This is a genomic window from Pantoea sp. JZ2 (assembly GCF_035191405.1).
Lineage (GTDB): Bacteria > Pseudomonadota > Gammaproteobacteria > Enterobacterales > Enterobacteriaceae > Pantoea > Pantoea stewartii.
In genome coordinates this window covers 3,578,661-3,589,987 of sequence record NZ_CP045247.1, presented here as the reverse complement: position 1 = coordinate 3,589,987, position 11,327 = coordinate 3,578,661, and the positions used below count along the sequence as shown (strand labels likewise).

Sequence of the window (11,327 nt, the reverse complement as noted above, 5' to 3'; positions counted from 1 at the left end):
TCGCGTGGGCTGTTCCCCCGTCACCTGCGCGCAACGTTTGCTTCATTTTTTGTGCATTTGCTGATCCTGAGCGAGAGCGCGCCATCACAGGGCGGAAAGGGCATAAACAGCATCAAAAAAATTGTGCAAAATTGTGCACTATTGTGCGTAATTATTCCGGCTGTGCCTCATCGATAAGCTGTAGCATTCGCTCGCCAGTTGAAGCATTAGACAAAAGATCATTCAAAGCCCTTTCAAGAGTTTCTTTGCTTCGACAGTTAACATCTTTACCGTTATAAGAAATCACACAAGGATAACCGTCACTCTCATTAATTTTCCATTCGGCAATTACTTCTTTCCTATTCATCCCTTTATTTAATTTTAATGATAGGGCATTATATTTAATTGAGGAATTGATGCCCACTAATGCTACTAAACCGGTCGCTAAGGGATTAACGTTTTTATTAACCTTTTGCTCATTGGTTACCTCCAGAGAAACTAATCCATTGCTGAACTCTTGTATTTGATGGTTTAAATCTTCAATTAGCTTTTGAATTTCCTCTTTGTTTTTTCTTGCAGCTTTGGCTGCATCAAGACCAACAATTAGTGATTTTTTAAAATCCATTACTTATACCCTCTTGACAGATGCTACAACAGGAAGATGATCAAACTTATTTTCACCATTTAGTATTAAGTTAGAAATATTATCATCGTTGACGATTCTTACAGTATCTTCCAACAATGACCATTTACCACCTTTTAAAAATGAAGAGGAAAACATAATCTGATCAAAAGTGTGCCACTTTGTAACTTTCCCTGACTTATAATAATATGTCCCGTAAGTTTTGCTCTGATTTTCATCATTTGAATAACTTACTTTAGCACCCAGATGACGCCAGAAAGGATTATAAAAAAAGCCTATATCTTTTAAAACGATGCCTATATCTCTTGTGGCATATAGAGCATGCGTTAATGAATAATTGAAAGGTTCATCGTTATAATCACCAACAAGTATAAAATATTCACCGTTCATTTCTTCTTTGCAGCGGTCGATAGCCTGTCTAAGGGACTTCCCTAAATCATTTCGTTGCGGCATACCTTCAGCATTATCATAATTTCTACTGGGCCAATGTGATATATATAGAAAAAAACTGTCTTGGCTATTAACATGCATTAAGTGCAACTCTTGACCTGCCCTTATTGAACCAAGCAAAGATTGCTCTGTGATGCTTTTTGTTGAGATGAGTATAAATTTCTCAGTTTTAATCAATGCACATAGATCGTGCTTTATTCTCCCTTCATTGTATGTACCATCATATACAGAGTAACCTATTTCATAGAAGCAGGATTTTAATTTTTCTATTTCTTTAGGTGAAATTTCTCCGAGGCATATGATATCTAAGTTATAATCAGAAATCATTTTTGCAATAATTAATACTGCCAACTCAAAACTTCCATCAGAGGCTCTGTCTCTATTAACTGCTGGTGATAATCCCGTATTCCACCATGCGACAGAAATTAAATCATCCATTAGCACCTCAGAATAAATTATACATGCTTTATGCGTTCGTTCAGTGTTTCAATAATAAAACTATTAACTGAGGTTTCATTTTCTGCGGCGGCTTGGTTCAGACGCTCCCCAAATGACTCTGGATAGCGTAGAGTAAATGTTTTGACTCTTTCCTGCGGAGAAAAAGGCTCAACTCCCGCATTTTTACAATCCTCAACATATTCGTGCAATGAGATTTCTCCCTCCTGTTTCAGTCCCTGGATACTATCCGAGACAAAATCACAATATCCAGTTAGCCCCAGAAACTTACCGCGAAACGCATTTAGTTCAGGCACAAAATTTATAACAGCAGGTTGTCCGGAAATAATAATAGTATTAGGTTTCAAGTGCTTAGTCATAGCTTAACTCCTGTGCTCTCAAGCCATTCGCGCAGATTAACTACTGCGCCTTTATCCGTATCTGGTGAAGGGTGAGGACGATGAAAGTTAGCGATGCTGCCGTTGAGGATAAACTTGCAGCGGGAACCGCGCCCCTCTTTGACTTCCCCTCCCAATGCCTTAATCAGTGACTCGATATCAGCCCACTTGATGCCAGACTGAACTGGCGTTTTAAATATCTGCTCAAGCGTGCTTTTTTGCTTCTTCCGTAGTGACGAAACCTGCTCTTTCATTCCTTGCCCCACGAAGTCACTCTATGAAGTCATTATCTCGCGCATCGGTTATGAAGTCAAACTATGAAGTCATTCAGCTAGAGGCCTTACATTGGTTGCCCAACATGTGATACAAAGCAGATATTCCACGTTTCACCTGAACGTGAGAAACGCTCAGTATCATATTTACATAAAAATTGCGTGAAATAGCTGTCCAAATTGATAAGGTCAATTGATAGCAAAAATTCTGCTATATCTGCCACCTACATGGTTCAAACAAGTCAGGGATTAAGGCTATGTTAGTAAGTGAAGAGAGGTTATTACGTTCTGGCTTCAGTTCTTTAGAGCTACAGACGGTAAAAAAAACTGTCGAAAAATATGGCGGTACACTGGAACAGGCAATCCTTGATCTGGCAAGGCGATTCCGCACTCTCACATGGATCATCGCCGCGTGCACAGTCGTTTTTTTATTGCTGTTGCTGTTTAGTACCGGAATAAAAATTATTGCAGGTGGCGTAGCATTTCTGTTCGGCATTGCAGTTATGATGATCGGCCAGCCCCCCGTGCTCTGCTACAAGTCATGGCGCTACTGGCGGGCAAACCGGCATTAGTGTGATGAATTATCCATTGTCAGCAGGTCAAAAACTACTTTTGCTTTCAGACCATAGCCTACAATCTTCATTGTGAGTTTTGGCCTGCTCATACTGTCAACTTTGCGGTAAAAATCTGTCGGCATCGACCTGAAAAGACGCCACGCACCGGCCTTTCTCGCTACACCAAAAACGCTATAAACACTGGCTGTAAGTGTGACTGCATTATAGAGAGCGAGTCCCTTCTCAGGCTTGAAACCCAGGAACTGAGCACCTTCCATAGCGGCGTCACCAAAAATCCCTTCTGAATGAGCACTGCCAGCAGGAGAGAAATTATTGATAACTTCCTGTGATACTCCGTTAAACCCGTCAGTGACGAGCACAGCCCCAGCGAGCATACCAACAGGCGTCATCGTTGATATCATCATGAAGCCAGTAAAAAGAGCAATGCCCGATATGACAACATGAACAGCAGACAGTGTGTAACCGACAATTTTGTTATTCTGCCTGACAAATTCGACCTTCGCGTATAGCTGCGCAGCCTTTGCTTTCAGTAACCTGTCTTGCTCAATCAGATTATCTGTCTCTTCACGAAGATTCTTTACGCAGATAATGCATTCTTCATCGGTCTTTGCCCGCCTGGCAATCATGAACTGATTTTCAATAACATGTCTTATTTCCTCCACAAACTTCAGTCGGGTAAGCCCATCTTGTATGTGGAAGCTTCCTAAACGGTTTGCTGTTTCAATCAGCTTGCGGGCTTCAAGATTTACCATCGTTTCTGCCCAGGCCTTATTGCGACCATTGGAGCGCATCATAGAGAGCAGTACTTCATCCATTTCACAAATCCTTTGTAGGTGTAATGAACCGATATTACTCAATCAGCTCTATCTGTAAAATGAGAAATTGAAGCGATGTAGGCCTAAAGTGCCCCCTAGCGTTTCCCAGAAAATGCAGCCTTCATCCTGTTCACGAGGTCGCTTGTCTTAATCTTAGTCGCCATTATTTGCGATGGCAGCTTATCTATTCCCGACGCGACGCGGTTGCGCGATATCAGCCGCCCGTCCTGCACTGTTATAACAAGATCACCGCACGCCAGTGACGCACCGCCCATCATCGATCTGACTATTTCGACGCTGACATCAACCCCTCGCAGCGCCAGGAGTTCACTGATCTGCTGCTCTTTAATGGACAGCCCATCCCTTTCTTCCCGTCGCGGTGGCGGTTTTTTACGCTTACTCAGCAGTTCTTTACTGAGCCGCTGCGCCAGTTCACGCTTTTCCTGTCGGGAAAGCGCATCAAAATTCACCGTCACACCCTCAGTTTGCACAGTCATTTCCGACTGTCCTGCACCTTCGCGGGCGGCATGTTCAACACTGTCAACACCTGTTGCGGGATCCCGCGTACAGTTATTGACAGAACTCCGAGGGGCGGCGCTGCCGCCTGAAAAACCAACGTCAACGGCCAAACCGTCAGCGCTCTGGCGCTTCGGCAAGATTTTGTATTGAGTGGTGCGGGTGAAGATCAAAGAGTCATTGCCCGTAATCGGGCAGTAAATACCAGTGATTCGCTGGACGTTATCGCCGTATGCGTTGCCGTTTTCAGTGGTTTCATAATTCAGACGGATGTGCAGCTTATCGCGCTCAACCAACGGGCCACCCTGGGCTAATACGTAGTTATCCCATTCGCCACTGTTAGCGGCCTGCCGGGCGGTTTCCAGTTCAGGGTGTAACACCAGTTCGCGATCGCCTAGGCGGCGAAGTTCGCGATATACCGTGACCGGCGCACCGCCGATCTGCTGAAACTGGCGAATAGCCCAGCGCGATGCCCACGCGCTAACGCGTAGTGACATTTCTTTCAGGTCTTCCCCGGTTTCGTCGTCCTTCTCACCATCCAGCGCGAAGCCGTCGATATTCTTCGAAATGTATTTCGCTATATAGCCGGTTGCGCTGCCGTGGGCATCGTCGATCGGTACAACCTGAAAGCGGTTTTCCTGCGCTCCCGGTTCGTTGCCGTCTTCTTTCAGGGCATATTTACGGAAGATTTCGCGCGCCTGCTCGACGCATTCCGGGCGCATAAAAAGAAGTAAATGCCAGTGTGGCGTTGCATCGTGGTGCGGTTCGACCACGCGGAAACCAAAGACGCGTATCCCTTTTCTCTTCCATGCGGCGCGGGTTCTCGCCCAGACTTTGCAAAGATATTGCTGTGTTTCACGCGGCGACGCGCCACAGTATTTGTTATTACGGCGCCCGTTATGCTGCATAGCGTGATAGCGGGAAGGCGCTGTCAGCGTGTAGAAGTCACCGGCCAGCCCTTCCAGCTTCGCCAAATCTTCAAATCCGCGCATTCTCGTCATGAGTTCGCGGCGGCGGTTGGCCGGATTGGCAACACTTCCAGTAACTTTGTCGATCAGTGAAATGCGCTCGCCCGTGTCCTGGTCTTCCAGTTCCATAGCCTTGAGGTATTCGCGGTTAGCCTTTTTCTGGGCAAGCCATTCCGTAAGGCACGGGGCGCTACTGTATGGGGAAGATTTTTTCTGGACGTATCCCGCTGCGATCATCAAATGCTCACGCCAACGGGCATGGATACGGCGCAGGCGGTTTAACCACCACTGCGGTGACTCAAGACGAAGAACCGCGCGTAACGCGTCCTCCGCTTCTAGTTCTTCATTGCAATACGCTGTCCAACCGGGGATAGGCGTTTTCAGATGCACCGCCAGCGACGCAATGCGACCATAGCCAGAAAGCGCCGCGAACTCAGGATCGCCCGTGCGCGCCAACTGGTGATCGGACTCGCGTATAAACTCGCTCGTAAAGATATCGGCAAGCGTATAAGCCAGTCTTTTTAACTCTTTCTTCCCTGCCCAAAGCATACGGAAAAGCTGTTCGCGGACTGGCAGCAGAATGCCGGGCATTATAGTGTCAGGCTGGTAAACACTGTTAACGCTATCAATACGCGTTAATACGTGGCGCTCAAAGGTATTAACCAGCCAGTGATCTGCCGCTTTACGGTCTTTCGCGTCCAGTGCATCCAGCTTCGCGGCAAAGTGGCGGCGGATATACCGCGGAAGAGAAGCCAGACGGCGGCGCATCAGCTTGCTGCGCTCCGGCTTTTCTTCTTCCGCTACCAGTTCACTGAACGCAATATGCTTCCGCGTGCCGTCCGGTGTGAGATAGTCGAAACCATCCAGCCCCGGCGCTACATCAACGCTAATCGGCTGGTATGGTTTGTTCCCGCCATAAGCGTAAGGGATAGCATTGTCAGTGCTACCCGGATACGGTGGAGGTGGAGAAGGGGCGCGACGGCCACGGGGTGCCGTGGTCATTGCACGATATCCATGTAGGCTTTTAAGAAGGTTGCTGCTGCATAGATATTTACGGCGTTTCCGCTGGCGCGTAATTTTCCCACTCTGGAGGGAACCCCATTAACCAGAGGCTTAAGGCCGGGTTTAACTGGCCTCCACTTTCCATCTCTGCAAAAGAGCCAGTCAGCAGATCCCCAGAAGCTGTTAACCGGGCCGGGCCTGCTATCTGCGCTGTCACATCCAGCGTATCCGTTGACAGCTTCCCGTGCCGCATCCTTCCCCCCTGATACCCGCCCTTTCCATCCCTCGCCGCAGGGGTGGGCCAGCCCGCAAGACAAGCAAAGTCCTGTAAGTTCGACTGCCGACCAGCCAGCTTCCTGGCGATCACCTTCTCGGCATCTTGATAAGCGTTCTTCGTATTGCTCGCGGTTGGAGTCGGCCAGCCAGTAAGTACGCTCCCGGATGTGCGGCGCACCGACGCCCGCAGAAGGAAACGCCGACGCCCCGAAGGCATAGCCCAAACTTTCCATGTCAGTTTGTACAAGGTCGATCCAGACATCTGCATCTTTGCTTGAAGACTGTTCGCCAAATATAACGACAGGGCGTTGCTGGCCTGCAAGCCAATGAACGGCGGGCCATAAGTGCCGCTCATCATCAAATTGCTTTCCTTCGCCTGCCTGGCTGAAAGGTTGGCATGGGCAACTTGCTGTCCATACGGGGCGATCGTCCGGCCATCCGGCGACGCGCAAGGCGCGGGGCCAGCCTCCAAAACCTGCGAACAGGTGGACTTGTGAGAATCCTTTAAGGTCATTTGGGGTTACATCCTCAACAGAACGGGAATCAACAACGCCGGAAGCGATAAGCCCGGCATCAATGAGGTTGCGAAGGTAGTGCGCGGCGAAGGGATCGATTTCGTTGTAGTAGGCGGCCATAGAGGGCGTCTCACAGTGGAATCGGTTTTTCTTCTGATTTCCAATAGCCGGGGATCACATCGCTATCGGATTCATCTCCGCATCCGGCTGAATACCCAGTGCATGGGCCGCAGTCCGGGCAATAGCCACCACCATGACGCCCGCAGCAGTCGCAGACAGGCAGCACGCCGATCACTTCTTTGGCCTTCTGGCGGTTGTCTTTGTCAGTGCTGACGGAACGTTGCACGCTGATTTCGTGCATCTTGTAGGGCTGATAAATCTCGCGGGTGGCTTCGGTGTCGCTGTTGGATATGACAACCTTCACGCCATGCTTACGGTTAACTTCCAGCAGTGCCTGGACTAACTGGCGGTGGTTGTCTTCCGTGAATGGTTCGGTGTGGTATTGGGTAAAATCGGCTGTTTTGCTTTCAGGCAGGTAAGGCGGATCGCAATAAACGAGAACATCGCCACCCGTGACTACCTGTAGAGAACGCTGGAACGGCGCGCAAAGAAATATTGCCTTTGTATCGTTGGCCTTTTCGGCAAACAGGCGGATTTCATTTTCAGGAAAATAGACGCTTTTATACTTGCCAAACGGCACGTTAAAGCCGGTCTTCCTGCTGTAACGGCATAAGCCGTTATAACCGTGGCGGTTCAGATACAGGAATTGAGCAGCACGCATGATGCACGCCATTTCAACGCCATAACGCAACCCTCCGCTTTTTACCGTACCCACATGCTTATTGAACGCGGCACGGACTTCGTTGTACCCCTGCGGGGTGTTCTTACTGATGAATAGCTCGCGGGCCGCATCGATCACTAAGTCCGGGTAACGGGTGACTTCCCGATACAGGTTAATAAGATCCGGATTGATATCAGCCAACACATAGCGGCGGTACTCAGTAGCCAGAAATACCGATGCACCGCCTACGAACGGTTCGATCAGGCAGTCGGCTGTAGGAAGGTGTGGCAGCAGGTCAGGAAGGACACGGGTTTTGCCCCCTGCCCATTTGATGAACGGGCGGATCATTTTACAGGACTCCGTAATGGGAAGCTGGAATAGAAGGGCGCTGCAATTCTTCAATGCAGTGCTGGCGGAGATTGCTTACAAAATTGGTGGCTACTGACCCACTGGCAGAAAGGGTTAACTCACCATAACGGCGGGTTTTAATGGTTAATCCTTCGTTTTCGATAGCAGGTAAAAGAACATGCAAAATGAAGCTATATTGCTCACGTCTGGTCATAATCTCTTCCTCATAAAAAGAATGAGTTGAACCGCCGCCACTTAATAAAGAGGCGGAGAAAACAGAGTTGATTTTTTAAAACCGAATTACTTAATTAGCGTTTTAAATAACTCAGCTAGTGTAAACAGGAAAACTTTATTTATTTTTTTGGTATAAATAAACGGTTTATTTTTACCTTTGATAAATTGAACTTTCGCCGGTTCTGGCTTAAAAAATCTTCCGTCCGGCGTTTCCAGCCAGCCGCGTGAGTTCTTGAAGTGCGTGACCTGACAACCGTGCTTTAACAGGCTGGCAAGTGATGGGGCGTTATCGTTCATATCGTGTACCTGCTACAGTTGCCTACGGGCTTTTAGCTCAACTTCTTCACGGCGGGCTTGATATTCAGCAAGCGCCTTAATTCTTTTCTGCTTAGCGTTTTCTATTCGCTGTCTGATCAGGAATTGAATTAGATACAAACCGAGCACAGCAAAAATAGAAAGGCCGATAATTACTTCAACCTTCATGATCCCTTCCGCTATTCAGTCGCTCAATTGTTCGCATTGCTTCAGCTAATGCAAAATCACGCCCATAATAATTATCTACATTGCCGTTATCATCCCGCTTATTAATCAGGTATGAATTACTCCTGTTAAAAGCATTGCGCGGTGATTTACGGATAGTGAAGCCGTTAAAGACATAAACGTTTTTGCTTAACTGAACCAAACCCGGAATGCTTCCAGCATGTGATCCATGTTGTGAATAGCGTTTTTTCATTTCTGCTTTTCCCTATGCCCGGCCATGAGATAGCGCATTGCGGCTATTTCGCTTCAATACATTGTGTTTGTTTCCAGTGGTGCGTCGATAAGTGGCTTTGTCGTGCATCAGTCTGTCGATGTAATGCCTTTCTTCTGGGGTGATCAGAGCGCGGCAATGTGCAACGGCATCCCAATACTCTTGCAGCATGATGAAACGTTTGGGACGCTTTGAACCTGGCATACCTTCGCGATGAACGGGAAGTTGCGAGCGGTCCATCAGGTTGCGAACACTCTTTAGTGTGCGGCCAGTGAGATAAGCAAACTCGACCGGTGTAACGAAAATCTGCTTTTGCAGTTCTTCGGTATTCATATCCCGGATGCCTTCAGCCTGCGCAGTGGTCATTTTGCAAGTGCGGGCAATGCGGGCGTTGTCCAGCGGGAATTGGCGTAAATGTTGAGATCCCGCGTTTAATTCGATTTCTCGTGATTGTGTCATTTGTTAGACTCCCTAATTAGCCATTACTGAGGCTTGTTTAGTCCAGTTTTGGTAATGTCAACACAATCGTTAGATGAGTAAATTGTGTTGAGTTTGGTTGATTATGTTGAGAACTCTATATTATGTCAATGACTCAAGGTGAGAAGTTAGCGCTCATTCGTGATTCGGAAAGGCTAACAAAAAGACAACTAACTGATTTAGTTGAAATAAATTACGGTACTTATCACGGGTATGAGAGTGATAAATCAAAAATGACTTTAGAGTCGGCAGTGAAAATCTTTGGGCACCCCCGATTTAACAAGTATCAAGACTGGTTTATGTATGACCGGATCGACCCAAGCCGGGGCCAGATCGCACCGGCTCTCGCACACTATGGGCAAGAAACAACACAATCAGACCTATCCGGGAAACAGATTGGATAACTTTATATAAACATTACATTTTCACTATTTGTTACCAAGATAGTGAACTGACGATCGGAGGGTCTTCTTATGTCCGTTAAGAAACTCGAAGATGGTCGCTATGAAGTGGATGTAAGGCCGCGCGGGCGTGATGGAAAACGCATTCGGCGGAAGTTTGACAGAAAGGCAGAAGCGCACGCATTTGAACGCAGTATCATTGCCAAATTTCAGAATCATGACTACCTGAACAAACCGGCAGATAAACGAAAGCTAAGCGAGTTCATTGCGCTTTGGTGGCAGTTAATCGGACGAAACAAAAACTATGCGAACCGCAGATTGAGCGCGGTTAACTGTATTTGCCAGGATATGGGTGACCCTATGCTTTACCAGCTTGATGCACGATGCATTATTGATTACCGGGCATACCGGCTGGAGCAGGGGATTAAGGCTTCAACGATAAATCATGACCTTTTCGCCTTGAGTGGTATTTTCAAGTCAATGGCAGAGATCGACGAGTTCCACGGAGAAAACCCCGTGGCGTCTGTTGCAGCCTTGAAGGAACCCAAAACCGAAATGTCATACCTGACCCAGACAGAGGTTGATCGGCTCTTGTCGCTATGCTCCGGGGATTACTACCGCATTGCGATTTTACTGTTGGCTACCGGTGCTAGGTGGGGAGAGGCGTACAATCTGAAAGCGGAAAATATTGTCGGTAACAGGGTTATGTTTACCCTGACAAAGAACGGTGAAAGGCGCGTTGTTCCGATATCAGATGATATCGCCAGGATAATCAAAGACAGGGAGTCAGGGCGGCTTTTCCGGGTAAGTTATAAAACGTTCCGCTTGAGGATGAAAGAAGCAAAACCCAATTTGCCAGATGGACAGGCGGCCCATGCTTTGCGGCACACGTTCGCAACGCACTTCATGATGAAGGGGGGAAATATCATTGCTTTACAGCGGATATTGGGCCATGCGGATATTTCTCAAACGATGGTTTATGCGCACTTCGCACCAGACTATTTACTGGATGCTGTGAGCTATAATCCTCTCAGCGGAATGTCCACATTGTGTCCACACTCTGGAGGCAAAGCGGGGGATTTGCGGGTAAGTTAAGTCTGTAAAATACTGATTCGGCGCAGTACATTACGGGGCTGCGCCTGTCAGAATCCCACCATCAAGGGGAAGGTCAAATACAGGCTGTTAAAAGGGACAGAATGCCAGAATGGGTGGATAAAAAATGTGCAGCCCGTGTCGCGGGTGGGGGTGGAAAAGCAAAAGCCCCGGGTTATCCGCGGGGCTTTTATGCATCGTTTCGGCGTCAGACGAGCTGTGTGACAACTAACCCGAATCGGATTATCTGAGCGGCGAGCCTTAGCCGGAATTACGCAGCAGGGCGCCTTCAGGGCCTGTCCGCTTCACTGTCAGACTTAATCGTTAATGATGGTCACGATACAGGGTTTTTTACGCGTTATCGCGGGGTGACGCACTGGCGCATTTAACGCAAAAATA

General features: G+C 47.8%; 16 protein-coding genes. 3 read left to right on the top strand and 13 right to left on the bottom strand.

The genetic code is table 11. The features are described from left to right. Positions 1 to 151 precede the first annotated feature (151 nt). Genes GC087_RS17420 through GC087_RS17405 form a run of 4 tightly spaced genes read right to left on the bottom strand, consistent with a single transcriptional unit; the run spans position 152 to position 2,159 of the window. Positions 152 to 604 (bottom strand): hypothetical protein, encoded by a 453-nt coding sequence (locus tag GC087_RS17420; protein ID WP_324028880.1) that lies wholly within the window; start codon positions 602 to 604, stop codon positions 152 to 154. Between the two features lie 3 nt (positions 605 to 607). Next, a complete protein-coding gene (locus GC087_RS17415; protein ID WP_324028878.1) occupies positions 608 to 1,510 on the bottom strand; it encodes an endonuclease/exonuclease/phosphatase family protein in 903 nt (300 codons plus the stop codon). 17 nt (positions 1,511 to 1,527) lie between these two features. Beyond that, the gene (locus GC087_RS17410; protein WP_324028877.1) at positions 1,528 to 1,887 is read right to left on the bottom strand and encodes a type II toxin-antitoxin system HicB family antitoxin; all 360 of its coding nucleotides are present in this window, start codon (positions 1,885 to 1,887) and stop codon (positions 1,528 to 1,530) included. Then, positions 1,884 to 2,159, bottom strand: a complete 276-nt coding sequence (locus tag GC087_RS17405; protein WP_324028875.1) for a type II toxin-antitoxin system HicA family toxin — start codon at positions 2,157 to 2,159, stop codon at positions 1,884 to 1,886. Before GC087_RS17405 ends, GC087_RS17410 begins: the two co-directional genes overlap by 4 nt. A gap of 275 nt (positions 2,160 to 2,434) precedes the next feature. On the opposite strand from GC087_RS17405, the gene GC087_RS17400 reads away from it, so the two are divergent. Beyond that, a complete protein-coding gene (locus GC087_RS17400) occupies positions 2,435 to 2,749 on the top strand; it encodes a hypothetical protein (protein ID WP_324028873.1) in 315 nt (104 codons plus the stop codon). On the opposite strand, the gene GC087_RS17395 is transcribed toward GC087_RS17400, so the two are convergent. The 9 genes from GC087_RS17395 to GC087_RS17355 form a co-directional block, all read right to left on the bottom strand. Further along, positions 2,746 to 3,567, bottom strand: a complete 822-nt coding sequence (locus tag GC087_RS17395; RefSeq protein WP_324028872.1) for a DUF4225 domain-containing protein — start codon at positions 3,565 to 3,567, stop codon at positions 2,746 to 2,748. The two genes, GC087_RS17400 and GC087_RS17395, sit on opposite strands and share 4 nt — an antisense overlap. A 95-nt stretch (positions 3,568 to 3,662) precedes the next feature. After that, positions 3,663 to 6,053 (bottom strand): replication endonuclease, encoded by a 2,391-nt coding sequence (locus tag GC087_RS17390; protein WP_324028870.1) that lies wholly within the window; start codon positions 6,051 to 6,053, stop codon positions 3,663 to 3,665. Continuing rightward, positions 6,050 to 6,964: a DNA cytosine methyltransferase gene (locus tag GC087_RS17385; protein ID WP_324028868.1), complete on the bottom strand. Its 915-nt coding sequence runs from the start codon at positions 6,962 to 6,964 to the stop codon at positions 6,050 to 6,052. The genes GC087_RS17390 and GC087_RS17385 overlap by 4 nt, the downstream gene beginning before the upstream one ends. A 10-nt stretch (positions 6,965 to 6,974) precedes the next feature. Then, positions 6,975 to 7,973 (bottom strand): Dam family site-specific DNA-(adenine-N6)-methyltransferase, encoded by a 999-nt coding sequence (locus GC087_RS17380; protein WP_324028866.1) that lies wholly within the window; start codon positions 7,971 to 7,973, stop codon positions 6,975 to 6,977. 1 nt (position 7,974) lies between these two features. After that, on the bottom strand, positions 7,975 to 8,187 hold the full coding sequence (locus GC087_RS17375; protein WP_324028864.1) for a hypothetical protein: 213 nt from the start codon (positions 8,185 to 8,187) through the stop codon (positions 7,975 to 7,977). A gap of 86 nt (positions 8,188 to 8,273) precedes the next feature. Next, on the bottom strand, positions 8,274 to 8,504 hold the full coding sequence (locus tag GC087_RS17370; protein ID WP_324028862.1) for a phage filamentation protein Fil family protein: 231 nt from the start codon (positions 8,502 to 8,504) through the stop codon (positions 8,274 to 8,276). A gap of 12 nt (positions 8,505 to 8,516) precedes the next feature. After that, positions 8,517 to 8,690, bottom strand: a complete 174-nt coding sequence (locus tag GC087_RS17365) for a hypothetical protein (RefSeq protein WP_324028860.1) — start codon at positions 8,688 to 8,690, stop codon at positions 8,517 to 8,519. Then, positions 8,680 to 8,940: a hypothetical protein gene (locus tag GC087_RS17360; protein WP_324028859.1), complete on the bottom strand. Its 261-nt coding sequence runs from the start codon at positions 8,938 to 8,940 to the stop codon at positions 8,680 to 8,682. Before GC087_RS17360 ends, GC087_RS17365 begins: the two co-directional genes overlap by 11 nt. Before the next feature lie 12 nt (positions 8,941 to 8,952). Further along, positions 8,953 to 9,417 carry a hypothetical protein gene (locus tag GC087_RS17355; RefSeq protein WP_324028857.1) on the bottom strand — a complete coding sequence of 155 codons (465 nt, stop codon included), beginning with the start codon at positions 9,415 to 9,417 and terminating at the stop codon, positions 8,953 to 8,955. Positions 9,418 to 9,539: 122 nt separating this feature from the next. Between GC087_RS17355 and GC087_RS17350 the strand changes: the two genes are divergently transcribed. Further along, complete coding sequence (locus GC087_RS17350; RefSeq protein WP_324028855.1) at positions 9,540 to 9,839, top strand: XRE family transcriptional regulator; 300 nt, start codon at positions 9,540 to 9,542, stop codon at positions 9,837 to 9,839. A 69-nt stretch (positions 9,840 to 9,908) separates the two neighbouring features. Then, a complete protein-coding gene (locus tag GC087_RS17345) occupies positions 9,909 to 10,931 on the top strand; it encodes a phage integrase (RefSeq protein ID WP_324028854.1) in 1,023 nt (340 codons plus the stop codon). Positions 10,932 to 11,327 lie beyond the last annotated feature (396 nt).

Coding starts and splice junctions, on each gene's coding strand:
- GC087_RS17405 (WP_324028875.1), bottom strand. CDS start 2,159: ATGAAAGAGCAGGTTTCGTCACTACGGAAGAAGCAAAAAAGCACGCTT.
- GC087_RS17390 (WP_324028870.1), bottom strand. CDS start 6,053: ATGACCACGGCACCCCGTGGCCGTCGCGCCCCTTCTCCACCTCCACCG.
- GC087_RS17375 (WP_324028864.1), bottom strand. CDS start 8,187: ATGACCAGACGTGAGCAATATAGCTTCATTTTGCATGTTCTTTTACCT.
- GC087_RS17345 (WP_324028854.1), top strand. CDS start 9,909: ATGTCCGTTAAGAAACTCGAAGATGGTCGCTATGAAGTGGATGTAAGG.
- GC087_RS17420 (WP_324028880.1), bottom strand. CDS start 604: ATGGATTTTAAAAAATCACTAATTGTTGGTCTTGATGCAGCCAAAGCT.
- GC087_RS17395 (WP_324028872.1), bottom strand. CDS start 3,567: ATGGATGAAGTACTGCTCTCTATGATGCGCTCCAATGGTCGCAATAAG.
- GC087_RS17360 (WP_324028859.1), bottom strand. CDS start 8,940: ATGAAAAAACGCTATTCACAACATGGATCACATGCTGGAAGCATTCCG.
- GC087_RS17370 (WP_324028862.1), bottom strand. CDS start 8,504: ATGAACGATAACGCCCCATCACTTGCCAGCCTGTTAAAGCACGGTTGT.
- GC087_RS17410 (WP_324028877.1), bottom strand. CDS start 1,887: ATGACTAAGCACTTGAAACCTAATACTATTATTATTTCCGGACAACCT.
- GC087_RS17385 (WP_324028868.1), bottom strand. CDS start 6,964: ATGGCCGCCTACTACAACGAAATCGATCCCTTCGCCGCGCACTACCTT.
- GC087_RS17380 (WP_324028866.1), bottom strand. CDS start 7,973: ATGATCCGCCCGTTCATCAAATGGGCAGGGGGCAAAACCCGTGTCCTT.
- GC087_RS17415 (WP_324028878.1), bottom strand. CDS start 1,510: ATGGATGATTTAATTTCTGTCGCATGGTGGAATACGGGATTATCACCA.
- GC087_RS17400 (WP_324028873.1), top strand. CDS start 2,435: ATGTTAGTAAGTGAAGAGAGGTTATTACGTTCTGGCTTCAGTTCTTTA.
- GC087_RS17365 (WP_324028860.1), bottom strand. CDS start 8,690: ATGAAGGTTGAAGTAATTATCGGCCTTTCTATTTTTGCTGTGCTCGGT.
- GC087_RS17350 (WP_324028855.1), top strand. CDS start 9,540: ATGTCAATGACTCAAGGTGAGAAGTTAGCGCTCATTCGTGATTCGGAA.
- GC087_RS17355 (WP_324028857.1), bottom strand. CDS start 9,417: ATGACACAATCACGAGAAATCGAATTAAACGCGGGATCTCAACATTTA.